Origin of the sequence: Variovorax sp. dw_954, from assembly GCF_018449755.1 — a bacterium.
Taxonomy (GTDB): Bacteria; Pseudomonadota; Gammaproteobacteria; order Burkholderiales; family Burkholderiaceae_C; genus Variovorax.
On record NZ_JAAVVD010000134.1, the window covers coordinates 1 to 232 of the forward strand.

Here is a 232-nt window from a genome sequence, read left to right on the forward strand (position 1 = left end):
TCACCAGCGTGAGGCTGGCGCAGCGCGCGCGCATCGTGCTGCTGGCGGCTGATGGAATCCAGAACAAGGACATCGCTGAACAGTTGGACATCGGGCGCGTTCAGGTCGCGCGTTGGCGTGAGCGCTATGTGCAATCCCGGCTGGCCGGCATCGAGCGCGATTTGCCGCGCGGTGCGCCGCCGATGAAGGTGGACGCGGCGCGGCTGGTGGAACTGACAACCCGGAGCACGCC

The 232-nt window shown here is 67.7% G+C and carries 1 protein-coding gene; it reads left to right on the forward strand.

Features of this window, described 5'->3' with window-relative positions:
* Nucleotides 1-232: helix-turn-helix domain-containing protein (locus HB681_RS37855; RefSeq protein WP_213960007.1), on the forward strand; the 232-nt coding region annotated here is incomplete at both ends.